This window comes from Serratia sp. AR11 (assembly GCF_056376275.1).
In genome coordinates this window covers 4,111,688-4,133,612 of sequence record NZ_CM150739.1, presented here as the reverse complement: position 1 = coordinate 4,133,612, position 21,925 = coordinate 4,111,688, and the positions used below count along the sequence as shown (strand labels likewise).

Here is a 21,925-nt window from a genome sequence, read left to right as displayed (position 1 = left end):
GGATGTTAAAGCGTGAAATGAACATTGCTGATTACGATGCCGAACTGTGGCGTGCAATGGAGCAAGAAGTTGTGCGTCAGGAAGAGCACATTGAGCTGATTGCGTCTGAGAACTACACCAGCCCGCGCGTAATGCAGGCCCAGGGCTCCCAGTTGACCAACAAATATGCCGAAGGTTATCCGGGCAAGCGTTATTACGGCGGCTGCGAATATGTGGATATCGTTGAGCAACTGGCCATCGATCGCGCAAAAGAGCTGTTCGGCGCAGATTACGCCAACGTCCAGCCACACTCCGGTTCCCAGGCGAACTTCGCTGTTTACACCGCGCTGCTGCAGCCGGGCGACACCATTCTGGGCATGAACCTGGCGCACGGCGGCCACCTGACCCACGGTTCACCGGTCAACCTGTCTGGTAAACTGTATAACGTGGTGCCTTACGGCATCGACGAAAAAGGTCAAATCGACTACGAAGATCTGGCCAAGCAGGCACAGACTCATAAACCAAAAATGATCATCGGCGGCTTCTCTGCCTTCTCCGGTATCGTTGATTGGGCAAAAATGCGCGAAATCGCCGACAGCATCGGCGCTTACCTGTTCGTTGACATGGCGCACGTAGCGGGTCTGATCGCCGCCGGCGTTTATCCGAACCCGGTCCCTCACGCACATATCGTGACCACCACCACCCACAAAACCCTGGCAGGTCCGCGCGGCGGCCTGATCCTGGCGAAAGGCGGTGATGAAGATCTGTATAAAAAGCTGAACTCCGCGGTGTTCCCGGGCGGCCAGGGCGGCCCGCTGATGCACGTGATCGCCGGTAAAGCGGTGGCGCTGAAAGAAGCCATGGAGCCTGAGTTCAAAATTTACCAGCAGCAAGTGGCCAAAAACGCCAAAGCCATGGTGGAAGTGGTGCTGGAGCGCGGCTACAAAGTGGTTTCCGGTGGCACTCATAACCACCTGTTCCTGCTGGATCTGGTTGATAAGAACCTGACCGGTAAAGAAGCTGACGCTGCACTGGGCCGCGCCAACATCACCGTGAACAAAAACAGCGTGCCAAACGATCCCAAGAGCCCGTTCGTCACCTCCGGTGTGCGTATCGGTACTCCGGCAGTGACCCGTCGCGGCTTCAAAGAAGCTGACGTGCGTGAACTGGCCGGCTGGATCTGCGACGTGCTGGACAACATCAACGATGAAGCGACCATCGAACGCACCAAGAAGAAAGTACTGGATATCTGCGCCCGCCTGCCGGTTTACGCATAATTTCCATTGCTGTAAAAAACGCTGAGGCGTCAGGCCGGTCACTTGGGTGACCGGTTTTTTTTTACCTTTAGGCGACGGTTAGAGATTGAACGTCGTATATATATTTCCGTCATTAATATTAGTTATTGATATATATATCAACGATAGGGTGTGATATTTGTCGTCTTTTAATTAATTACCTTGTTTACAGACGGTGTTATGTGATGTAAGTCTATATGATTGTTATTTGCTCTCATGGTATACCTTGAAAAAGGACGGTTATTATACTATGGAGTGTCGTATGACGCAGGTTATTCACTTTATCCTCTCGTGTCTGTTAGTGACGATAATGGCATTGATGGTCAGCCATGACCGAAAGTTAATTAAGATCCGCTATATTATTCAGCTGCTGGTGATTGAAGTATTACTTGCCTGGCTGTTCCTTCGTTCTGATATGGGTACCGGATTTACGGCACAGGTTTCTACGGTGTTTAACGGTTTGATGCTGTTTGCCGGTGAAGGCACTGACTTTTTATTCGGCGGAATGCGGGCGCAAGGGCTGGCATTCTTCCTTCTCAATGTATTGTGTCCTATTATTTTTATTTCTGCATTGATCGGTATTATTCAGCACATCAATCTGTTGCCGATTATTATTCGGGTAGTGGGGACGGTGTTGTCCAAAGTCAATGGCATGGGCAAGTTGGAGTCTTTTAATGCTGTGAGCGCATTATTGCTGGGGCAGTCAGAGAACTTTATCGTTTATAAAGACGTGCTGGGCAAGATGTCCGAAAATCGCATTTACACTATGGCAGCCACCGCGATGTCAACCGTCTCGGTTTTTATGGTCGGTGCCTATATCAATATGGTTGATGCCCGCTATGTCGTAGTGTCATTGATTCTGAATATGTTTAGCACATTTATCGTGCTGTCACTGATTAATCCGTATCGTGTCGATTTGGAAGAAGAGGTTGAGATGCAGGATCTGCATCGTGGACAAAGTTTATTTGAAATGTTGGGCGAATATATTCTTGCCGGCTTTAAGGTCGCAGTAATCATTGCCGCCATGCTGCTGGGCTTTATTGCCCTGATCGCCGCCATCAACGCGTTGTTTAGCAGCCTGTTTGGCATCAGTTTTCAAGGCTTGCTGGGCTATCTGCTTTATCCTTTTGCCTGGGTGCTTGGCGTGCCGGCTCATGAGGCGCAGCAGGTTGGCAGCATCATGGCGACCAAGATTGTCGCCAACGAGTTTGTCGCCATGACTGAGTTGCAACAGATTAAAGCCGTGCTGTCGCCCCGCGCCGAAGGGATCTTGTCGGTATTCCTGATTTCCTTTGCCAACTTCACCTCGGTGGGCATTGTGGCGGGGGCGATTAAAGCATTGAACGAGGAGCAGGGGAACGTGGTTTCCCGTTTCAGTATGAAACTGCTGTATGGCTCAACGCTGGTGAGTTTCTTATCGGCAGCGGTAGCGGGCTTGGTCATTTAAACCCTCTGGCAGGCTCGATTAAGGAATATTTATCCCGGCGGTATTTAAAATCAACCGACATAAGGAGGTGTTGCAATGAAGATTTTGTTTATTGGTGAGTCATGGCATATTCACATGATCCACTCTAAAGGCTTTGACAGTTTTACCTCGAGTAAATATGAAGAGGGAGCAGAGTATCTGTTGTCCTGTCTGCGCAGCGCCGGTATTTCCATCGACTATATGCCGGCGCATACAGTACAAAATGCCTTCCCACAAACGTTAGACGAACTGCTGGTTTATGATGTCGTCGTGATTAGCGATATCGGCAGTAATACCTTCCTATTGCAAAATAAAACCTTTTATAAAATGGAGATGATGACCAATGCTCTGTCACTGATAAAAGACTATGTCGCTATGGGAGGCGGTGCGTTAATGATAGGCGGTTATCTTTCCTTTACCGGCATAGAGGCAAAAGCAAATTATAAAAACACCATCCTTGCCGAAGTATTACCGGTTGAAATGTTAGACCACGACGACCGCGTTGAGTTGCCGCAAGGCTGCAAGCCCCTCACATTAAGCAAGACTCACGAGATTACCCGTCATTTAAATGAATGGCCGCCCTTACTGGGCTATAACAAATTTATTGCCAAACCCGGCAGCGAAACATTAGCCGAAATTAACGGCGATCCTCTGCTGGTGGTGGGTAAGTATCAAGAAGGCCATGTTGCCTGCTTTGCCGCTGATTGCTCCCCTCATTGGGGTGGGCCGCAATTTATGCAATGGGAAAGTTATACCGCCTTCTGGTGCAATATATTGAATTCAATCAAAAGGAGAAATTAGAATGGAAGACAAAGCCAAGATTCAAGAAATGATTGCTGCCGCCTCCCAGGCCAGAGAGTTTTCCTATGCCCCTTATTCTAACTTTACCGTGGGGGCGGCATTGATCACCAAGAGCGGCAAGGTGTTCACCGGCTGCAATGTCGAATCCGTCTCTTATTCGCCAACCACCTGCGCAGAACGCGTGGCGATCCTGAAAGCGGTCTCCGAAGGCGAGCGCAGTTTTGAGATGATTGTGGTGATCGGCGGCCCCAGAGTGGGTGAAAGCAAGGCTAAAGGTTATTCCGGGCCTTGCGGCGTGTGCCGCCAAATGATTTATGAATTCGGCAAGGATATCCAGATCATTATCGCTAACAGCCTGGATGAGTACTATGTGCACGATATTTCTGAGCTTTTCCCACTTGGGTTCGGCCCGGATCATTTGTTGGGCTAAATAGCTATCTCTCCATAATCAGGGTAGCGGCAAGCTGCACCCTGATTATGGGAATAAACTGTGAACTCACTAGCACTCTACTCCCTCGACTGTGAATGAACATTGCTAGCCAGTGTGAGCTCTGTCAAAGTATCGCCCTCACACCGGAGGGATCATGGTTCTGCAATCTACGCGTTGGCTAGCTCTCAGTTACTTCACCTACTTTTTTTCTTACGGCATCTTCTTACCCTTTTGGGGCGTTTGGTTAAAAGGTGAGGGCATACCGCCTGAAACCATCGGTATTCTGCTCGGCGCCGGTCTGGTTGCGCGCTTCCTCGGTAGTTTGTTGATTGCTCCCCGGGTAAAAGATCCCGCCCATCTGGTGACGGCATTGCGCCTGCTAGCATTGCTGACGCTGGCTTTTGCCATTGGGTTCTGTTTCGGCAACGGCTGGGGCTGGCTGATGCTGGTGATCGCCGGCTTTAACCTGTTCTTTTCACCGTTGGTTCCGCTCACCGACGCACTGGCCGGCACCTGGCAAAAACAAATCACCATGGATTACGGCCGGGTCAGGCTATGGGGCTCGCTGGCGTTTGTGATTGGTTCGGCGCTGACCGGGCAGATGGTTTCCGTCTGGGGCCATAGCGCCATTCTCTACAGCCTGATAATCAGCATACTGGCGATGCTGTTGGGCATGATGTTGAAACCGAGCGTGATGCCGCAGGGGGAAGCGCGCACCCACAGCGAAACCGAACGTTCTCTGTGGGAGATGCTTAAGGAAGGGCCCGTCTGGCGCTTCCTGTTGTGCGTCACTCTGCTGCAGGGCGCGCATGCCGGTTATTACAGTTTCGGTTCTATCTATTGGCAGGAGGCGGGCTACTCGGCTTCGACCATTGGCTATTTGTGGTCGCTGGGGGTGGTGGCCGAAGTGGTTATTTTTGCCAGCAGCAATTTCCTGTTCCGCCGCTGGAATGCGCGCAATCTGCTGCTGCTTTCCGCCTGTTGCGGGATACTGCGCTGGAGCCTGATGGCCAGTAGCACCGAGTTGGGGTGGCTGCTGGTGATCCAAATTCTGCACTGCGGCACCTTTACCGTTTGCCATCTGGCAGCGATGCGTTTTATCGCCGCGCGCAAGGGGCCGGAAGTGATCCGGCTGCAGGCGGTTTATTCGGCGCTGGCGATGGGCGGCGGTATTGCGATTATGACGGTGATCGCCGGTTTCCTGTTCGAGCATCTGCAGGGTGGGGTGTTCTGGGTGATGGCGGCAGTGGTGTTGCCGGCGTTGTTTATCCGCCCACCGGCCGTTGCGGTCAGCAGCAGCCGTTAAGAGGTTTCCAGCAGCGCACGGATGAATTTGCGCTGCTGGCGCGCTAATGGCAATTCGGTATAAATCAGCGGCGGCTGTGGCGCACTGTGCTCCGTGGCATAGGGGGTGATCACCAGGGTGACGCCCTGCGGCGCGCCAGAATGCAGATAGTCGCGTAGTGGCAAATACTTGATATTCAGTGGCAGCAGCGTTAATTCGCGGATCTGATATTCCACTTCATCTTCCAACTGCGGGTTGTCCAGCGTCAGCAATAACACCTGTTTTTCCTGCAACGCATTGCCCTGCATCAACCAGGCACCGAAACTGATGGCGACCAGCCCGGCTTCTTCGCTGGAAAAATGAATACCGTATTCCTGTTCCAGCGGGGCCAGTGCCTCCTGGGCGGTACGCATCAGGCGCGGATACTTGCGTTCAACTTCCTCCAGCAGGGTGTTATCGATACCAATCTCAAAACGACAGCGTTCTACCGCAGGGGCCAGATGGGCGAACAGCTGGCTGATCAAATCCTCTTTACTGCTAAAAGTCATGCCGGAAATCTGCTGGAAGCGCTCGACCATATTTTCAATCGCTGCCATTAATCGCAGATCTTCCGTTGAGTCATTGCTGTGGTAGCTGTGATTTTTCAGCATGGTAAACATCAGCACCAGAAAATCGTTTTCGCTGGTTTCGGGTGGCAGGGCAAATAACTGATTCAATGATTGATGCAGCAAGAGGGTCGCCTGATGTTCCGGCTTCTGATGCAGCCAGTCGCGTTGTGCGGGGCTGAATGTCGGGTGCCGCCGGCGCTGGTTCTCCCATGCGCAGTAGCGCAGGTAGTGTTGCAGAAACTGACGATCGCGTCGATCAAAGCTGCGGTTGACCAGCGCTTCATACTCGCTGATGCACTGTTCCAGCTGCGGTGTCAGATCGGTGCTTTGCCCCAGAGCTTGCTGTAACCAGCGGGAAAAATGTTGATCGATAAATTCCGGGCTACAGCGCAGGGCTCTGCGCAGCCAGTGGAGCAGGCAGAGGCGTTGGTTGAGTGCGCTGCCCCTGATCCGGTAACCCTCGTCGGGGTTACCGTCGATCTCCAGATGGTGGAAACGCTGGATTTCACTGGCAACCTCGGCTATATCTTGCCGGGTAATCGGGGGGGAAACGCCATTAATTTGGCTGATAGTCTCCAGTTGTACTGCGGGCACCGGCGCATACAACATCAATAACAGATGGCAGCGTCGTTGTTGACCGGAGAGCTCAGGCACGGGGGCAGTGTCCAGGCTCATATCACCTTCGGGCAGGTAACGTTTAAATTAAGAATAAGCATAGCAAAAGGTGATGCGCGGCGCGGCAACGGCACCCGGTTTTACTTCGGCTTACAACTTTCGTCACAAATATTGGGCGGGATCGCGGCGGTTGAAGAACGGTTTATGTTACTTTATAACAATAATGAGTATCTTTTGATGATGAAGTTACGCTTTGTTTTGGCCGGTTTTTTAATGCTATTGAGCGCCGGCGCTGTGGCTCACCCGCACAGCTTTATTGATATGAACACCACCTTTGTGGCGAAGGATCAACAGCTGGTTGGCTTGAAAATGGTTTGGGTTATGGATGAAATCACCTCGGCAGATCTGCTGTACGATGCACAAAATGCCAAAAAAGACTCGGAAATATGGAAAAAGCTGGCGGCGGAAGTGATGGCCAATGTTCTGGGGCAACACTATTTTACGGATGTCTATCGCGACGGCAAGCCGGTGAAATACCTGAATCTGCCAACGGAATACCACCTGTCACGCCAGGGGCACCAGGCGGTACTGGAGTTTGTACTGCCGCTGGCCGAACCGCAGCCGCTGGCGGGCAAGCCGTTCGAGATCTCCACCTACGATCCCACTTATTTTGTCGATATGACTTATAAAGATAAAACGGCACTGCATTTGCCGCCGGAGATGGCTTCGCAGTGCAAATTCAAACTGATGACGCCCAAACCGGATTCCTCTTTACAGGCTTACGCATTGTCCCTCGATAAAAACGATTCACCCGGCGAAGATATGGCGCTGGGGCAACAGTTCGCCCAGCGGGTTAGCCTGCAATGTCAATAAATCTCAGCCAGCACCGGGCGCGTAAGCGACACTGGGGTTTCAGCCTGTGGCCGCTGCTGCTGTTTGCCGTGTTGCTGATGCTGGGCGCGCAGTTGGCGTGGCACTATTGGCCGCAATTACTGATGCAAAGCGTGGTGTGGCAGAAAGGGCTGCACCTGCAATTGGCGGGTTTGTTGCAGCAGGTAAAAGCGGCACCGCAACAGGCCGGGTTGGCGCTGATGTTGTTCAGCCTGAGTTATGGCGTGCTGCACGCCCTTGGCCCCGGCCACGGTAAAGTGGTGATTGCCACCTATCTGGCTACCCATCCGGCGCGGTTGAAAAGCAGCCTGAAACTGACCTTTGCCGCGTCGTTGGTGCAGGGACTGGTGGCGATCGCGCTGGTGACGTTGATGCTGGTGGTACTGCAACTGTCGTCCCGGCAACTGCACCAGAGCAGTTTCTGGCTCGAGAAAGGCAGTTTTATTCTGGTGATGCTGCTCGGGGTGTTGCTGAGCTGGCGAGCGCTGAAGCGTTTGTATTATGCGGTGAAAGCCATGCGTCCGTCGCCAGCGCTGCGAATCAACAGCCTGCAACTGCTGCCGGCGGACCACGTTCACAGTGAGCATTGCGGCTGCGGTCATCGCCATATGCCGAGCGACAGTGAACTGCAGGCGGGTAGCGACTGGCGTACGCAGACCGCCATCGTGTTGGCGATGGGAATGCGGCCGTGCTCGGGCGCAATACTGGTGTTGCTGTTTTCCAAGGTGATTGGCGTGTTTGTCTGGGGCGTTTTCTCGGCGTTGGCCATGGCGCTGGGCACCTCACTGACCATCTCATTATTGGCCTTGTTGGTGCATTACAGTCGCCGATTGGCGGTACGTCTCAGCCAATCGCGTGCACCTGCGGCCTGGAGTGCGGTGGCCTGGGGTTCTCTGGCGCTGGCCGGTGGCCTGATTTTGCTGTTCGCCGGGCTGTTGCTGTATCTCACTGCCCAGTCGGAATTTATCGGCGGCATCCGGCCTTTCTCCCGCTGACAGGCATAAAAAAAGCGCTGCAATAACTGCAGCGCTTTTTTTTACTCATTCACTTCGCGATATTAACGCTTCAGCGCTTCGCTCAGTTCTTCACGCATGGTGGAAAGCATGGCTTTCACTACGCGCGGGTTGCCGGCTACCACGTTGCCGGAGCTGAAGTGGTTATGGCCGCCAACAAAGTCGGTCACCAGGCCGCCGGATTCACGTACCAGCAGTTCACCTGCGGCGAAATCCCATGGCTTCAGGCCAATTTCGAAGAAACCGTCAACGCGACCGGCGGCCACATAGGCCAGATCCAGCGCGGCAGAACCGGTACGACGGAAGTCGGCACACTGAGTGAATAGTTTGCCAACCACATTAATGTATGGAGTTGCGTGCTGCTTAACCTTGAACGGGAAGCCGGTCGCCAGGATGGTGCCATCGAGATCTTTGGCATTGGTGCCGCGCAGACGGTAACCGTTGAGCTGTGCGCCCTGACCGCGGGTGGCGGTGAACAGTTCGTTACGCATTGGATCGTAAACCACAGCCACTTCAGTACGGCCTTTAATGCGTACGGCGATGGAAACTGAGAAGTGTGGGAAACGTTTGATGAAGTTTGATGTGCCATCCAGTGGATCGATCACCCATTGTACGTCTTTATCTTCGCCGACCAATTCGCCGCGTTCTTCGGTAACAATAGTATGTTGCGGATAGGACTTGCGAATGACGTCGATGATCAGATGCTCTGCATCGCGATCGACGTTAGTGACAAAGTCATTGGTCCCTTTCTGGCTCGCTTCTACAGCGTCCGGGGTTTCGTAGTTTTTGGCAATCAGGTTACCGGCCTTGCGCGCAGCGCGCACGGCGATCGTCAGCATCGGATGCATGGGTATCTTCCAACTAGGATGTTAAAGAACAGGAAACGGCGCGAAGTATAGCAGGTGTTCGGCAAAATGCCTACGGCTGTGTTAAGCTGCTGTGATTTTCCGCTACGCTCAGAGTTTGTATGCTGCATAACATCCGCATTGTTCTGGTAGAAACCTCTCATACCGGTAACATGGGCTCGACCGCCAGAGCCATGAAAACCATGGGATTAACCAACCTTTATTTGGTTAATCCGCTGATAAAACCTGATTCTCAGGCGATCGCCCTGGCCGCTGGTGCCAGCGACGTGATCGGCAACGCCACTATTGTTGACACTCTGGATGACGCCATTGCCGGCTGCAGTCTGGTCGTGGGCACCAGTGCGCGTTCGCGCACCTTGCCGTGGCCGATGCTGGAACCGCGCGAATGCGGCATCCGCGCCGTGCACGAAGGTGAACATGCCCCGGTAGCGCTGGTGTTCGGCCGTGAACGTGTCGGCCTGACCAATGATGAGCTGCAAAAATGCCATTATCATGTCGCCATCCCTGCCAACCCGGATTACAGCTCGTTGAATCTGGCGATGGCGGTGCAAATTCTGGCCTATGAAGTGCGTGTGGCTTACCTCGATCGTCAACAGGCAGACGCGCCACAACTGGAAGAAACGCCGTATCCGTTGGTCGATGACCTGGAGCGTTTCTATCAGCATCTGGAACAAACGCTGCAGCATAGTGGCTTTATCCGCCCCTCTCATCCGGGGCAGGTCATGAGCCGTTTGCGTCGTTTATTCACCCGTGCGCGGCCGGAAGCTCAAGAGCTGAATATCCTGCGCGGTATGCTGACGTCGATCGAGAAACAGGACAAACATCAAGGTAATTAATTTGATGTGAAATGACGGCTTGCGGTAATAGTATTAGTTATCTAACGGTTATAATGTGTATTTTATATGCATATTATCTGGCTTAGTCCAAAACGTGCTAATACTTGAGTAAATTACTAGGTTAAATAGTTGACTGATTTACTCAGGAATGTCAGACTTTCGGCCATGTTTGACCAACAGGTAACCACTTAGCTATGAGACTGACATCCAAAGGCCGTTATGCCGTAACCGCTATGCTTGACGTGGCATTGCACTCCCAGGAAGGGCCCGTTCCTCTGGCGGATATTTCTGAGCGCCAGGGTATCTCGCTCTCTTATCTGGAACAATTATTCTCCCGTCTGCGCAAGAATGGCCTGGTGGCCAGCGTACGTGGACCGGGCGGTGGTTATCTGCTGGGCAAAGACGCAAGTGAGATTGCCGTAGGTGCAGTCATCACTGCTGTCGATGAATCGGTAGACGCAACCCGTTGCCAGGGTAAAGAAGGCTGTCAGGGTGGCGATCGCTGCCTGACCCATACCCTGTGGCGCGATCTGAGCGAGCGCATCAGCGGGTTCCTGAACAACATTACGCTGGCTGAACTGGTGAACAACCAGGACGTGCTGGTGGTGGCGGACCGTCAAAACAACGATACCCGTCGCACGGCCAACGGTCGTCCGCAAGAAACTATCAACGTTAATCTGCGCGCATAAGCAGCTGGCGATATTTTTTTAGTTTTTGGAAGTGATGTACGGAGCACAAGAGCAATGAAATTACCGATTTATCTGGATTACTCAGCAACGACGCCGGTTGATCCGCGCGTTGCTGAGAAAATGATGCAATTTTTGACTCTGGACGGGACTTTTGGTAACCCGGCTTCCCGTTCCCACCGTTTCGGTTGGCAGGCGGAAGAGGCGGTAGATATCGCCCGTAACCAAATTGCTGAACTGGTTGGCGCTGACCCGCGCGAAATCGTGTTCACTTCCGGAGCCACCGAGTCCGACAACCTGGCGATCAAAGGCGCTGCCAATTTCTATCAAAAGAAAGGCAAGCACATTATCACCAGCAAAACCGAACACAAAGCCGTGCTGGACACCTGTCGCCAGCTCGAGCGTGAAGGCTTTGAAGTGACCTATCTGGCACCTCAGAGCAACGGTATTATCAGCCTGCAGGCCCTCGAAGCCGCGATGCGTGAGGACACCATTCTGGTTTCTATCATGCACGTGAACAACGAAATCGGCGTGGTGCAGGATATCGAAGCTATCGGCGAAATGTGTCGTGCGCGCGGTATCATTTATCACGTTGATGCTACCCAGAGCGTGGGCAAATTGCCTATCGACCTGAGCAAGCTGAAAGTTGATCTGATGTCTTTCTCCGGCCACAAAATTTATGGCCCGAAAGGCATTGGTGCACTGTACGTGCGTCGTAAGCCACGTATCCGTATCGAAGCCCAGATCCACGGCGGTGGTCATGAGCGCGGTATGCGTTCCGGTACCCTGCCAGTACACCAGATCGCCGGTATGGGCGAAGCCTACCGTATCGCCAAAGAAGAAATGGCGTCGGAAATGGCACGTCTGCGCACGCTGCGCGATCGTCTGTGGAACGGCGTGAAAGATATGGAAGAAGTGTATCTGAACGGCTCTCTGGAGAACGGGGTGCCTAACATCCTGAACGTCAGCTTCAACTATGTTGAAGGCGAGTCGCTGATCATGGCGCTGAAAGACCTGGCCGTATCCTCGGGTTCTGCCTGTACCTCCGCCAGCCTTGAGCCATCTTACGTGCTGCGCGCGTTGGGCATGACTGACGAATTGGCGCATAGCTCGATCCGTTTCTCTCTGGGGCGTTTCACCACAGAAGAAGAGATCGATTACACCATTCAACTGGTGCGTAAATCCATCGGCCGTTTGCGTGACCTGTCTCCACTGTGGGACATGTTCAAGCAGGGCGTGGATATCAACAGCATCGAATGGGCACATCATTAATTCTCAGGATTCAGGAGCAAGGTCATGGCTTACAGCGAAAAAGTAATCGATCACTATGAAAACCCGCGTAACGTGGGTTCTTTCGACAACGAAGATCCTAGCGTTGGCAGCGGCATGGTGGGTGCACCGGCCTGTGGCGACGTGATGAAGTTGCAGATCAAAGTCAACAATGAAGGTATCATTGAAGACGCCCGTTTCAAGACTTACGGCTGCGGTTCCGCCATCGCCTCCAGCTCGCTGGTGACCGAATGGATGAAAGGCAAGTCTCTTGATCAGGCCGAAGCGATCAAAAACACCCAGATCGCCGAAGAGCTGGAATTACCGCCGGTAAAAATTCACTGCTCAATCCTGGCCGAAGACGCCATTAAAGCAGCGATTGCCGACTACAAGAGCAAACACAGCGCCAAGTAATTATTTCTGAGTCATTTAGCCCGGCTTTGGTTGGGCTTTGAAGTGTGAGGTTGTGATGTCAATTACCATGAGCGACAGCGCTGCACAGCGCGTTCAGGCATTTATGAATAACCGTGGCAAAGGCCTTGGCCTGCGTCTGGGGGTGAGAACCTCTGGCTGCTCCGGGATGGCGTACGTGCTGGAATTTGTTGACGATATGAACGATGACGACATCGTTTTTGAAAACAAAGGCGTTAAGGTGATCATTGACGGCAAGAGCCTGGTCTACCTTGACGGCACCGAGCTTGATTTCGTTAAGGAAGGCCTGAACGAAGGCTTCAAGTTCAACAACCCCAATGTCTCAAGCGAGTGTGGCTGCGGCGAAAGTTTCAACGTCTGACAGTCCATCGTGCTCCCCCGCCAGGTGCGGGGGAACTTCATCCGATAACGCCCAGAGCACGCTATGGATTACTTTACTTTATTCGGGCTGCCAGTTCGCTATCCCGTGGACGGCAGCCTGCTTGCCTCTCGCTATCAGGATCTGCAGCGCCAATTCCATCCCGATCGTTTTGCAAGTCAGCCAGAACGCGAACGCCTGATGGCGTTACAACAGGCAGCGACTATCAATGAAGCCTACCAAACGCTGAAGCACCCATTAAAACGCGCGGAGTATATGCTATCTTTGCACGGCTTTGATTTGGGCAACGAGCAGCACACTATGCGTGATACCGCGTTCCTGATGGAACAGTTGGAACTGCGCGAGGAGCTCGACGCCATTGAGCGCAAAGCAGATGCACAAACCCAGTTGGCCAGCTTTGGCGCGCGGGTTAACGAGACGGTCAAACAACGCAGCGCTCTGATGATTCAGCAACTCGATAGCCAGCAGTGGATGGATGCCGCTGACACCGTGCGTAAGCTGCGTTTTTTGGACAAACTCCAGCAACAGGTTGAACAACTCGAAGAAAAACTGCTGGGTTTTGAGTAACACATTTTTGCTTGTGGAAGCTTCAATATGGCCTTATTACAAATTAGTGAGCCCGGCCTCAGCGCTGCGCCGCACCAGCGCCGTCTGGCTGCCGGTATTGATTTAGGCACCACCAACTCTCTGGTCGCCACGGTGCGCAGTGGGCAGGCGGAAACGCTGGCCGATGCCGAGGGCCGCGATTTACTGCCCTCGGTAGTGCATTACCAGGCTGACACTTTGCGTGTCGGTTGGGATGCGCGCCAACAGGCAGCGCAGGATCCTGCCAATACCATCAGCTCAGTCAAACGTATGATGGGCCGCTCATTGGCCGACGTACTGGCGCGTTACCCGAACCTGCCGTATCAGTTTCAGGCCAGCGACAACGGCTTGCCGATGATGCTGACCGCTGCCGGTGCGGTTAACCCGGTAGGGGTTTCTGCCGATATCCTCAGAGCCCTTGCCGAGCGTGCAAAAACTGCGCTGGAAGGGGATCTGGACGGCGTGGTGATCACCGTTCCTGCCTATTTTGATGATGCACAGCGCCAGGGCACCAAAGACGCTGCGCGTCTGGCCGGGCTGCACGTGCTGCGTCTGCTGAACGAACCGACGGCGGCGGCGATTGCCTATGGTCTGGATTCCGGGCAGGAAGGCATTATCGCGGTGTACGATCTGGGCGGCGGTACCTTTGATATTTCCATTCTGCGGCTGAGCCGTGGGGTGTTTGAAGTGTTGGCTACCGGCGGGGATTCCGCGCTGGGAGGCGACGACTTTGACCATCTGCTGGCTGACTGGCTGCGTGAACAGGCCGGTGTGGCTGACCGTAGCGATCACGGTGTACAGCGCCAACTGCTGGATGCGGCCATCGCGGCCAAAGTTGCACTGAGCGATGCCGACAGTACTGTCGTTGAGATTGCCGGCTGGCAGGGCGAAGTGACCCGAGCACAGTTTGATGCGCTGATCGCCACTCTGGTGAAACGTACCCTGATGGCCTGCCGCCGTGCGCTGAAAGACGCGGGCGTGAGTGCCGAAGAAGTGCTGGAAGTGGTCATGGTTGGCGGTTCCACCCGCGTGCCTCTGGTGCGTGAGCAGGTGGGCACGTTCTTCGGCCGCACGCCGTTAACTTCGATCGATCCGGATAAAGTAGTCGCTATTGGTGCGGCGATCCAGGCGGACATTTTAGTGGGTAACAAGCCTGACAGCGACATGCTGCTGCTGGATGTAATCCCACTTTCGCTAGGTCTGGAAACCATGGGCGGTCTGGTAGAAAAAGTGATCCCGCGTAACACCACCATTCCGGTGGCGCGTGCGCAGGAGTTCACCACTTTTAAAGACGGCCAAAGCGCGATGATGATCCATGTGCTGCAGGGCGAGCGCGAATTGGTGCAGGATTGCCGCTCGCTGGCGCGCTTCTCGCTGCGTGGCTTACCGCCTCTGCCTGCCGGCGGCGCCCATATTCGCGTTACCTTCCAGGTGGATGCCGATGGCCTGCTGAGCGTCACCGCGATGGAGAAATCCACCGGCGTTGAGGCTTCAATTCAGGTTAAACCGTCGTATGGTCTGTCCGACGCCGAAATTGCCGGCATGATCAAAGATTCGATGGCCAATGCGCAGAGCGATGTCGGCGCGCGCATGCTGGCGGAGCAGCGGGTTGAGGCGTCACGGGTGCTGGAAAGCCTGCAGGGCGCACTGGCCAGCGACGCCGCATTGCTGAGCGAAGCAGAAAGCACGGCGATCCCCGCGGCGGTAGAAGCTTTGCAACAGGCGACGCAGGGCACCGATCCTGCCGCTATTGAAGCCGCAATTAAAACATTAGATGCACAAACGCAAGACTTTGCCGCGCGCCGCATGGATGCTTCCATTCGCCGTGCGCTGGCTGGCCATTCTGTGGATGAGGTTTAATCATGCCTAAAATTGTTTTCCTGCCCCATCAAGATTTATGCCCGGAGGGGGCAGTACTGGAAGCCGAACAAGGGGAGTCAATCCTCAACGTTGCGCTGCGCAACGGTATCGAGATTGAGCATGCCTGTGAGAAATCCTGCGCCTGCACCACCTGTCACTGCATCGTGCGCGAAGGTTTCGACTCTCTCGAAGAGAGCACTGAACTGGAAGACGACATGCTGGACAAGGCCTGGGGTCTGGAGCCGGAAAGCCGTCTGAGCTGTCAGGCACTGGTGGCCGACGAAGATTTGGTGGTTGAAATGCCGCGTTATACCGTTAACCACGCGCGTGAAGGGTGAGAGGAAAGTAGAAATGGGACTGAAGTGGACCGACAGCCGTGAAATCGGCGAAGCCCTGTACGACCAATACCCGGATACCGATCCGAAAACCGTACGCTTTACCGACATGCATCAGTGGATTTGCGATCTGGAAGATTTTGACGACGATCCACAGGCTTCCAACGAAAAAATACTGGAAGCTGTTCTGCTGGTCTGGTTAGATGAAGCGGAGTAAATAGCGTAACGGGCTGCCATAGGCGGCCCGTTTATTTTGTATCCGACATACCCCTCGCCTTTCAAGCTGCAGCGTTGTTGCCTGCACTCACTCCCCCCAGTTACTTACTCAAGTAAGCGCCTGGGGATGAGCGAGCTGGCCGCCTAGCTGCAACTTGAAACTCATAGGGTATACAATAAAAATCCCCAATAGATTTTGCGCGTGGCGTGAAAATGAAGGGGAAATCCGGAGTAAGGCTATGACAACTGAATTTATGCTGGTAACGCTGTCGAACCAATCTGCTGACGCTCGCTGGGGCGAGAAAGCGCTACTGAGCACCGGTGCAGAAGGGATGACCATCCACCTGACCGGCAAAGATAAACTGGGCAGCATTCAACGTGCGGCCCGTAAGATTGACGGCCAGGGCATCAAGAATGTCAAACTGGCCGGTGACGGCTGGGATCTGGAAAACAGCTGGGCATTCTGGCAGGGCTTCCGTGGGCCGAAAGGCAAACGCAGTGTCGAATGGGCGCCATTGCCGGCAGCGGAAAGCAAAGAGCTGGAACAGCGCCTGAAGATTGTTGACTGGGTGCGTGACACCATCAACATGTCGGCGGAAGAGTTGGGACCGGAGCAGTTGGCTACCCGCGCAGTGGATCTGATGTGTGACATCGGTTGTGAAGCCGTCAGCTATCGTATTACCAAGGGTGAAGATCTGCGTGAGCAAAACTACGCCGGTATTCACACCGTGGGCCGTGGGTCAGATCGTTCACCGGTGCTGTTGGCACTGGATTTCAACCCGACCGGTAACCCGGAAGCGCCGGTGTTTGCCTGCCTGGTGGGCAAAGGCATCACCTTTGACACCGGTGGCTACAGCCTGAAACAAAGCGCCTTTATGGACTCCATGAAGGCGGATATGGGCGGTGCAGCCACCATTACCGGCGCACTGGCGCTGGCAGCGGCTCGCGGTCTGAAACAGCGCGTGAAACTTTACCTGTGCTGTGCCGACAACATGGTCAGCGGCAATGCTTTCAAATTGGGTGACATCATCCGTTACCGCAACGGCAAAACCGTTGAGGTGATGAATACCGATGCGGAAGGGCGTCTGGTGCTGGCCGATGGCCTGATCGATGCGTCCGCGCAGAACCCTCAGTTGATCATCGACTGCGCCACTCTGACCGGTGCGGCGAAAACGGCGGTGGGTAACGACTACCATGCGCTGTTCAGCTTCGATGACGCCCTGGCGCAAGAGCTGCTGGCCAGTGCGGCGGCGGAGCAAGAGCCATTCTGGCGTCTGCCGCTGGCTGAATTCCACCGCAGCCAACTGCCGTCCAACTTTGCCGAACTGAACAACGTAGCCGGTCCGGCCTACACGGCGGGTGCCAGTACCGCGGCTGCCTTCCTGTCGCATTTTGTGACTAACTACCAGCAGGGCTGGCTGCACATTGACTGTTCCGCTACTTACCGCAAAGGTGCAGTAGATCAATGGTCCGCTGGCGCAACCGGTCTGGGGGTACGTGCCCTGGCCAACCTTCTGCTGAGTAAAGCCAAATAATTGAATGCCCACCCCGGTGGGCGTTATACCCGTCATCTTTCAAGTTGCAGCGTTGTTACCTGCTTACAAGGCCCATCCATGGTCCTTGCCCTTTCAGGGCCGCTGCAAGCAGCGTTCAAATCTGTTCCCGACAGATTTGTCGCTCACCCCAGTTACTTACTAAAGTAAGCGCCTGGGGATGAGCGAGCTGGGCGCCTAGCTGCAAAATGAAAGCTATAGGGTATAGAATGTCGTTTACCCTCGGGGCCCAGCATGCTGGGCCCCGTTATTTGATTGCTGGAGTTTGCCATGAGTTCTCACCATCACGAAGCCGCCACAGGCGAAAACGAACTTGAACGCCTGTTGAAACTGGCGGTGACGGAGCCGGCCCATCGTCCGGCATTCTTTCGTGAACTGCTTGAGGCTACGGTGTTGATCCTCGGTGACAGCGAACAGGTGCAACTCGGTGGAGACATCACGCTGAACGCCGATACGCCGGTGAATATTCAGCATTGGGAAAAGCAGGAAGGCGGCAGTATCATCCCGTTTTTCACCTCGGTGGAAGCGCTGCAAAAGGCCGTTGAAGATGAACAGCCCTTCATCGCCATGCCGGCACGGGTCTTATTCGAAATTACGCAGGGTGCGGACCTGTTCCTCAACCCGAAGGCCGAGTACGGCAAGGAGTTTTATCCTGAAGAGGTGGCAATGCTGCTGGCCACCGGCGGCGTAAGCAAACCGGCAGAACGCTATATCGACAAGGATACCCAGATCCTGTTGGGCCAGCCGGAAGAATATCCGTCGGCGATGGTCGATGCCTTGACCACATTGTTCAGCCAGCGCAAGCCGGTCCGCCGCGCGTTTCTGGCGCTGATGCACGATCAGGCGGTCGACGAAAAACCCAATCTGCTGGTCGGGCTGGAAGTAGACGGCGAACAAGGCGATATCGAGGCGCTGATCAATGAAGCGGGCAGCGTGGCCAGCGAAACCGCACCTAACGACGAACCGGTGGATTTTTGCCTGGTATCGGAAAAGGAACGTGGCGTCAGCCATTACCTGATCACCCATACCCAACCCTTCTACCAGCGCCGCTGGGGCAGTTGGTTACGCAACATCATCCCTTCTACCGATAAAACTCAGTAGCCCTGTTTTTGCTGTTGTAAGTTGTATCAGGGTAAAAGAGAGCGGCCAACCTCGAAAGGCTGGCCGCGTACAACAATGGGCGCCGGAAAACCACTGCGTCGCACCAAAACAGGCGGGGCGAACCCCGCCTTCAGGTTGCCATTTAACGTTTAACGTTACAGGACAACACTGCCGCTACCTCCGTATTTCCCTGTTTGTATGTAAGCTCGCAAACTGAGCCACGTATTTACCCGTCGCCTTTCAAGTTGCAGCGTTGTTACCTGCACTCGCTCACCCCAGTTACTTACTAAAGTAAGCGCCTGGGGATGAGCGAGCTGGGCGCCTAGCTGCAACTTGAAACTCATAGGGTATAGGTTGGGTGAATACCAAGAATGTTACGCATCCTATTGTAAATCCTGGTAAAAACAGTTTTCGCGACATGTCAGCCCTCCGTTGCATTTCTGCGGTTAAGAGGCTACCATGCTGGTGTTGATGCAGTATGGTGAAGCCTCATTCTGATTAAGAGTCAGTTTGGGGCTTTCTTCTTTCTGCTTCCCACCCAGGGCCTGAAGCAGAAAGCTTCAAGCGCCCGTCAGCAGTCTAACAGAAGCTTTAATTTCAAAGCTATACCGTCAGGTCGAGGTAAATTCGTTCAACCATTTCCGCCAGATATCGTTCAACAAAAAGACCCCGTTTGGGGCCTTTCATACGTCGGTGATTGTGGTTCAGGGTTTTAACCGTGCGAGCCCCGCGATGGCCTGTTCAAGATATTGGCGAGGACAGCCGAGGTTGATGCGGATAAAGCCTTTTCCCTGCTCGCCAAAGCTGATGCCCATCGAGGCGGCAATCTTTGACTGGTGGATCAACGCCTGCTGTAGGGCGTGATCATCCAGGCCTAAGGCGCGACAATCCAGCCAGGCAAGGTAGGTTCCTTCGGCTGGGGTCATTTTGCACCAGGGTGCGGCACAGGCTAATGCCTGCTCAAACCAACGCCGGTTGTCTGCCAGATAACCTTGTAAATCATCAAGCCAGGCTTCCCCCTGTTGATAAGCTGCCGTTGCGGCAGTCATCGAGAGTGCATTAAAGACATCCAACCCATGGGCATTAAGGCGTTCGATAAACGCATTACGGGTGCGAACATTGGGGATCAGAAAATTTGAGATCCTCAGCGACGACAAGCCAAAGCTCTTGCTGGCTGAGGTCGCCGAAATCATCTGGTCGTGCCAGGCTTCATCCAGATGCAGCACCGAGGTAAAGGTTTCGCCGGGCAGCGTCAGGTCGGCCCAGATTTCATCGGAAATCACCGTCACGCCATGACGACTGCATAGCGTCATCAACTGCGTCAGTTCGCTGCGAGTCCAGCATCGCCCGGTGGGGTTATGCGGATTACACAACAGCAGTAACGGCGGTTTCCGCTGTTCAAAGCAGGCTTCCAGATGCTCGAAATCAAATTGATAACCCTGCGCGCTTTTCTTCAGCGGGTTTTCGAGGACTTCTCGGCCGTTCATGGTGATGATCTTGGCGAAAGATCCATAGTATGGTCCCTGGATCACTACCGGATCGCCAGGCTGGCTGAGCAGTTGGATCAGCATCGCCAGGCCGGGCACCACCCCCTCAACGGAGGTGAACCATTCGCGCTGCAAAGGCAGATTGTGCCGTCTTGAGAACCAATTGATCGCCGCCTGGTAATATGCGTCATCGCGCTCACTGTAGCCAAATACGCCGTGATCAACCCGCTGATGCAGTGCCTGCCGGACTTCCGCCGGGCACTGGAAGTCAAAATCAGAGACCCACATTGGCAAAAGGTCGGTTTCATCGAGTTGCAGATAGCGGTCGATAAAGTCCCATTTCACCGAGCCGGTGTTGTGGCGGTTAACTATCTGGTTAAAATCGGTCTGTTTCACGTCAGGCTTCCTTACGCTGTAAATCGTTTTCTGGCTGTATTCTGGCAATCCCAAATCCGGTAAACCCATAAATCAGGGCGAAGACCACGGCGGCGTAGCATTGGATGGCCCACGGCAGGAGATCCAGCGTGCTGACCCCCAGGGTGGTTGCCATATAAATACCTGCAGCGGTCCACGGAATTAAAGGTTCGATGACGGTGCCCGCATCTTCTACGGTCCGCGACAGGTTTTTATTGTCTAACCCCATGCGACGGTAAGCGCCTTTGAACAGCTCGGCGGGAATGAGCAGCGCCAGCTTGCCGTCGCTGGTGGCACCGGTCACCAGAATGGTGGTCGCGACCGTCGCGGCGATCAATTGGCCGGTGGTATGAACCACTTTCAGCAAGCGATTGATGATAACGGTCAGCGCGCCGGTCAGCGTTAAGGCACCGGCAAAGGAAAACGCACAGAACACCAGCAGAATGGTGCTCATCATCGAGGACATGCCGCCGCGGTTGAGCAGGCGCGGAACATCTAGGGCGATGCCAGCAATGTTGTGTCCCTGAGCCGTAAACATTGAAAGATTAAAGCCGTCCATCAATGCATTTAAGCCCTGCTGCAGGTTAAACCCCTGGAGCAGTACCCCAATGAATATGGCCAGAGTACAGGCCGACAGCATGACGGGGATCACCGGCCGTTTGGTCACGGCACCCCACAGCACCAACACCGGCGGCAGGATCAGCAGCAGGTTAAAGTGATACAGACCCTCCAGCGCGGTCACGATCTCGGTGACTTTTTCCGGCGTGGCTACGCTGCCGACGGCGCTGGTGTGCCCGGCAATCAGATACACCACCGCGGCTAAAACAAAGCTCGGTATTGTGGTGTACATCAGGTGCTGGATATGGCTGTAGAGATCGGTATCCGCGACGATGGCCGCGAAATTGGTGGAGTCGGACAGCGGGGAGATCTTATCGCCAAAGTAGGCGCCGGAAACCACGGCACCGGCGGCGGCGGCCAGGGGAACATCCAGTCCGGCTGCAACGCCCATTAATGCCACGCCCACGGTGCCTGCCGCGCCCCAGGAGGTGCCGGTACAAACGGAGATCACGCTGGTAATAAAGAATGCGGCGATCAGGATATATTGCGGGCTAATCAGCTTTAAGCCCCAGTACACCATGTAAGGAATGGTGCCGCTGAACATCCAGGTGCCGATCAACCCGCCGACGCAGATCAGTATCATGATCACCGGCATGGCCTTGGCCAGTTTGGCGACGATGGACTCGATAATGTCGTTCCAGCGATAACCTTGCCACCAGGCCAGTGCGGCGGCAATGGTGGCCGAAACCAGCAGCAACGGCTCGATCCGCAGCCCAAGCTGGCCGTAGCCGACGATGAGCAGCAATAGCATCGCCACAATGGGCAGCATCGCCAGTCCCAGGTTGAGTTTCTTTTTGTTATTCATTAACAACTCCGGTTAAGGATGAGGGTGTGACGCCAGCCTAATGAATTCGTTTTGATTGAGATGTGAGCCTGGGCAACTGTCCATGTAATCGGTTTCATGAG

The 21,925-nt window shown here is 54.3% G+C and carries 23 protein-coding genes; 18 read left to right on the top strand and 5 right to left on the bottom strand.

All coding sequences use genetic code 11. The annotated features are described in order from the left end of the window. Nucleotides 1–2 precede the first annotated feature (2 nt). The 5 genes from glyA to ACSOSI_RS19410 all read left to right on the top strand — a co-directional run bounded on the left by glyA (nt 3) and on the right by ACSOSI_RS19410 (nt 5,276). Nucleotides 3–1,256, top strand: coding sequence for a serine hydroxymethyltransferase (gene glyA / locus ACSOSI_RS19430; protein ID WP_012146345.1), 1,254 nt, complete (start codon nt 3–5; stop codon nt 1,254–1,256). Nucleotides 1,257–1,536: 280 nt separating this feature from the next. Next, nucleotides 1,537–2,721, top strand: coding sequence for a NupC/NupG family nucleoside CNT transporter (locus ACSOSI_RS19425; protein ID WP_112363257.1), 1,185 nt, complete (start codon nt 1,537–1,539; stop codon nt 2,719–2,721). A 75-nt stretch (nt 2,722–2,796) separates the two neighbouring features. Next, on the top strand, nt 2,797–3,540 hold the full coding sequence (locus tag ACSOSI_RS19420) for a glutamine amidotransferase (RefSeq protein ID WP_012146343.1): 744 nt from the start codon (nt 2,797–2,799) through the stop codon (nt 3,538–3,540). A gap of 1 nt (nt 3,541) precedes the next feature. Next, nucleotides 3,542–3,970, top strand: coding sequence for a cytidine deaminase (gene cdd / locus ACSOSI_RS19415; RefSeq protein WP_012146342.1), 429 nt, complete (start codon nt 3,542–3,544; stop codon nt 3,968–3,970). 154 nt (nt 3,971–4,124) lie between these two features. Further along, nucleotides 4,125–5,276, top strand: coding sequence for a 3-phenylpropionate MFS transporter (locus ACSOSI_RS19410; RefSeq protein ID WP_012146341.1), 1,152 nt, complete (start codon nt 4,125–4,127; stop codon nt 5,274–5,276). Here the strand turns inward: ACSOSI_RS19410 and csiE are convergent. After that, nucleotides 5,273–6,538 carry a stationary phase inducible protein CsiE gene (csiE, locus tag ACSOSI_RS19405; protein WP_017893698.1) on the bottom strand — a complete coding sequence of 422 codons (1,266 nt, stop codon included), beginning with the start codon at nt 6,536–6,538 and terminating at the stop codon, nt 5,273–5,275. The two genes, ACSOSI_RS19410 and csiE, sit on opposite strands and share 4 nt — an antisense overlap. Before the next feature lie 177 nt (nt 6,539–6,715). On the opposite strand from csiE, the gene ACSOSI_RS19400 reads away from it, so the two are divergent. Both ACSOSI_RS19400 and ACSOSI_RS19395 read left to right on the top strand, forming a co-directional pair. Next, nucleotides 6,716–7,351, top strand: coding sequence for a DUF1007 family protein (locus tag ACSOSI_RS19400; protein ID WP_232020733.1), 636 nt, complete (start codon nt 6,716–6,718; stop codon nt 7,349–7,351). Further along, a complete protein-coding gene (locus tag ACSOSI_RS19395; protein WP_476705974.1) occupies nt 7,342–8,364 on the top strand; it encodes a nickel/cobalt transporter in 1,023 nt (340 codons plus the stop codon). Before ACSOSI_RS19400 ends, ACSOSI_RS19395 begins: the two co-directional genes overlap by 10 nt. A 62-nt stretch (nt 8,365–8,426) precedes the next feature. Here ACSOSI_RS19395 and suhB read toward each other — a convergent pair whose 3' ends face one another. Then, nucleotides 8,427–9,230, bottom strand: coding sequence for an inositol-1-monophosphatase (gene suhB, locus ACSOSI_RS19390; protein ID WP_012146337.1), 804 nt, complete (start codon nt 9,228–9,230; stop codon nt 8,427–8,429). Nucleotides 9,231–9,349: 119 nt separating this feature from the next. Between suhB and trmJ the strand changes: the two genes are divergently transcribed. The 11 genes from trmJ (at nt 9,350) to sseB (ending at nt 18,500) form a co-directional block, all read left to right on the top strand. Beyond that, nucleotides 9,350–10,084 (top strand): tRNA (cytosine(32)/uridine(32)-2'-O)-methyltransferase TrmJ, encoded by a 735-nt coding sequence (gene trmJ / locus ACSOSI_RS19385; RefSeq protein ID WP_476705973.1) that lies wholly within the window; start codon nt 9,350–9,352, stop codon nt 10,082–10,084. Nucleotides 10,085–10,278: 194 nt separating this feature from the next. Further along, the gene (gene iscR / locus ACSOSI_RS19380) at nt 10,279–10,773 is read left to right on the top strand and encodes a Fe-S cluster assembly transcriptional regulator IscR (RefSeq protein ID WP_012146335.1); all 495 of its coding nucleotides are present in this window, start codon (nt 10,279–10,281) and stop codon (nt 10,771–10,773) included. Nucleotides 10,774–10,827: 54 nt separating this feature from the next. Further along, entirely contained in the window at nt 10,828–12,042 is a 1,215-nt protein-coding gene (locus ACSOSI_RS19375; RefSeq protein ID WP_012146334.1) for an IscS subfamily cysteine desulfurase, read from the top strand. A gap of 24 nt (nt 12,043–12,066) precedes the next feature. Then, nucleotides 12,067–12,453, top strand: coding sequence for a Fe-S cluster assembly scaffold IscU (iscU, locus tag ACSOSI_RS19370; protein ID WP_012146333.1), 387 nt, complete (start codon nt 12,067–12,069; stop codon nt 12,451–12,453). A 55-nt stretch (nt 12,454–12,508) separates the two neighbouring features. Then, the gene (iscA, locus tag ACSOSI_RS19365; RefSeq protein WP_012146332.1) at nt 12,509–12,832 is read left to right on the top strand and encodes an iron-sulfur cluster assembly protein IscA; all 324 of its coding nucleotides are present in this window, start codon (nt 12,509–12,511) and stop codon (nt 12,830–12,832) included. 63 nt (nt 12,833–12,895) lie between these two features. Beyond that, nucleotides 12,896–13,417, top strand: a complete 522-nt coding sequence (gene hscB, locus ACSOSI_RS19360) for a co-chaperone HscB (protein ID WP_012146331.1) — start codon at nt 12,896–12,898, stop codon at nt 13,415–13,417. Between the two features lie 27 nt (nt 13,418–13,444). Beyond that, nucleotides 13,445–15,295, top strand: a complete 1,851-nt coding sequence (gene hscA / locus ACSOSI_RS19355; RefSeq protein WP_012146330.1) for a Fe-S protein assembly chaperone HscA — start codon at nt 13,445–13,447, stop codon at nt 15,293–15,295. 2 nt (nt 15,296–15,297) lie between these two features. Then, nucleotides 15,298–15,633: an ISC system 2Fe-2S type ferredoxin gene (gene fdx / locus ACSOSI_RS19350; RefSeq protein WP_017893695.1), complete on the top strand. Its 336-nt coding sequence runs from the start codon at nt 15,298–15,300 to the stop codon at nt 15,631–15,633. A 13-nt stretch (nt 15,634–15,646) separates the two neighbouring features. Further along, nucleotides 15,647–15,847: a Fe-S cluster assembly protein IscX gene (iscX, locus tag ACSOSI_RS19345; RefSeq protein ID WP_012146329.1), complete on the top strand. Its 201-nt coding sequence runs from the start codon at nt 15,647–15,649 to the stop codon at nt 15,845–15,847. 238 nt (nt 15,848–16,085) lie between these two features. Beyond that, nucleotides 16,086–17,381 (top strand): aminopeptidase PepB, encoded by a 1,296-nt coding sequence (pepB, locus tag ACSOSI_RS19340; RefSeq protein ID WP_261408551.1) that lies wholly within the window; start codon nt 16,086–16,088, stop codon nt 17,379–17,381. 288 nt (nt 17,382–17,669) lie between these two features. Then, the gene (gene sseB, locus ACSOSI_RS19335; protein WP_135345070.1) at nt 17,670–18,500 is read left to right on the top strand and encodes an enhanced serine sensitivity protein SseB; all 831 of its coding nucleotides are present in this window, start codon (nt 17,670–17,672) and stop codon (nt 18,498–18,500) included. A 142-nt stretch (nt 18,501–18,642) separates the two neighbouring features. Here the strand turns inward: sseB and ACSOSI_RS19330 are convergent, their stop codons facing one another. The 3 genes from ACSOSI_RS19330 to nhaC form a co-directional block, all read right to left on the bottom strand. Continuing rightward, nucleotides 18,643–18,726, bottom strand: coding sequence for a Hok/Gef family protein (locus ACSOSI_RS19330; protein ID WP_156816689.1), 84 nt, complete (start codon nt 18,724–18,726; stop codon nt 18,643–18,645). A 478-nt stretch (nt 18,727–19,204) separates the two neighbouring features. Next, entirely contained in the window at nt 19,205–20,383 is a 1,179-nt protein-coding gene (locus tag ACSOSI_RS19325) for a MalY/PatB family protein (RefSeq protein ID WP_476705972.1), read from the bottom strand. A 1-nt stretch (nt 20,384) separates the two neighbouring features. Next, nucleotides 20,385–21,824 (bottom strand): Na+/H+ antiporter NhaC, encoded by a 1,440-nt coding sequence (gene nhaC / locus ACSOSI_RS19320; RefSeq protein WP_012146325.1) that lies wholly within the window; start codon nt 21,822–21,824, stop codon nt 20,385–20,387. Nucleotides 21,825–21,925: the final 101 nt, after the last annotated feature.